The sequence below is a fragment of the Desulfosarcina sp. genome, assembly GCF_041551955.1.
Classification (GTDB): domain Bacteria; phylum Desulfobacterota; class Desulfobacteria; order Desulfobacterales; family Desulfosarcinaceae; genus Desulfosarcina.
In genome coordinates this window covers 1-1,870 of the sequence record NZ_JBFELV010000619.1, presented here as the reverse complement: position 1 = coordinate 1,870, position 1,870 = coordinate 1, and the positions used below count along the sequence as shown (strand labels likewise).

Sequence of the window (1,870 nt, the reverse complement as noted above, 5' to 3'; positions counted from 1 at the left end):
TATGATGCCTCCAGCGACTGCCCGGATCCCTATAATGGCGATTGCGTCTCCATGGAGACGGCCTACCGGAGATCCAAGGCCGATCCAAAAAATAGCGAAGCCCAAAAAATCGACCCCCGGCACGATTCGCCCCTCATCAAGGATCGACCCCAAACGAATGAGAACGCCCCTATCCCGATAGAAGGTGATTCGGTTTACAAACAGGAACTCTATCAGGAGATCGCCGGGCTGGTGAAACAGCCCATAACGCCTGTGCGGATATCCGCCAAGCTCATGCGGGTCCTGATTTTAGGATATGACCGCGAGGATCGCTTTTACAGCCATCGCTATGTATTTTTCGAAAGCGACAAACCCCGCTGGATCTTAAACATCATCGAGTAATAACCATGCTGCTACTGGATAAAATATTGGGCGTGGGCGACGCCCTGAACGCCCAGCGTTTCAGACGCCTGGTGGATCGGGATAAACTCTCGGTGTACCTGCCCTACCAGGCCTGGGATCGCCATAGCAAAGCCTACCATAGTGTCGACGACACCTTCGGCTATGTGTGGGAGTGCACCCCGTTGGTTTACGCCGGCACGGATGTCTTTGACACCCTCAAGGGTTGTATCCATAGCGGGATTCCTTATGGAAGCGTCCTGCAGTTCATGATGTACGCCGATCCGGATTGCGATGGCCTTTTCGCCCATTACCAGGCCCTTAAAACCCGCCATAATCCCTTTTTGGACACCCTCACCGACAACATGCTCTGCCACCTATCCGGCGCCGAGTTCGGATTAAAGAGCACCAACAACATTCCCGTGCGCAATTTTCGCCTGTTGGTGAGCCTCAAATTCCCGCCGGGCGGTGAACTGAGCGACAAGTTTGAATTTGCCGCCCTGTCGGTGGCCGAAGCCCTCAAGGGGTCCGGTTTGAACCCCCTCCCCCTCGATCCTGACGGCCTTATTGGCCTTCTATCCAGGATGCTCAATGTCCGATCCAACACCCAGGCGGTCCATTACGACCCGGACCTGGAGATTCGCAAACAAATCATCCGCGCCGGTGTGATCGATGCCAAATTCACCCATGTGGAAATCACAGGTGGATCCGATTCCAAATACCTCAAAGCCCAGACCGTCAAGGGGTGGCCCATCGGTGAGATCGAACCCCTTGTCATGAACCGCATCATGGGCGGTATCATGGGGGCCAATGACGATACCAACCAGATTACCTGCCCGTTTTGGGTCACGGTCAATGTTGTCTTCGGTGAGCTGTCCAGGCGCATCCGCTCCAAAACCGAATTGATGATGCGCCAGGAAAAAAGGGGCGTGCGCGGCCAGAAAGAGAACGAACGGGAAGCCGAGTACCGCTGGGCCGCCAAGGAATTGATCAGCGGCAACCTGTTTGTGCGGGTCACCCCCATCATCTGGAATGTCGGCCGTTCAAAAGAGGAAGTCGATAACAACTGCGCCCAGATCAGTCGGATCTGGCATTCCCAGGGGGGCGGGTTCGTGCTCCAGGAGGATATGGGAATTTTAACGCCGCTGTTGATCGCCTCAATGCCCCTGGGTCTTTACAACATCAGCACCAACGTCGATTTTATGGACCGCGACAAAATCATGCCCGCTGAAACCGCCTTGCGGCTGTTGCCGATCCAGGGCGATTTTACCGGTTCCGGCCAGCCCACGGCCCTTTTTTTAGGCCGCAAAGGGCAAGTGGTCTCCTACGGAATGTTCAACGAAGGATCGACCAACAACAACGCGGTGGTGGCCGCCACCACCGGGGCGGGTAAATCCTACCTGATGAACTATCTGCTCAACGAGATCTATTCCAATGGAGGCTTGATCCGGATCTTCGATCTGGGCCGCAGCTACGAAAAACTGACCAGGAT

Annotated in this window: 2 protein-coding genes; both read left to right on the top strand. The window is 55.2% G+C overall.

The window, feature by feature from the left end:
* Positions 1 to 381: TraV family lipoprotein (locus ABYV26_RS24915; protein ID WP_372684044.1), on the top strand; the 381-nt coding region annotated here is incomplete at its 5' end.
* 5 nt (positions 382 to 386) lie between these two features.
* The coding region (locus ABYV26_RS24910) for a TraC family protein (protein ID WP_372684043.1) at positions 387 to 1,870 on the top strand (1,484 nt) is incomplete at its 3' end.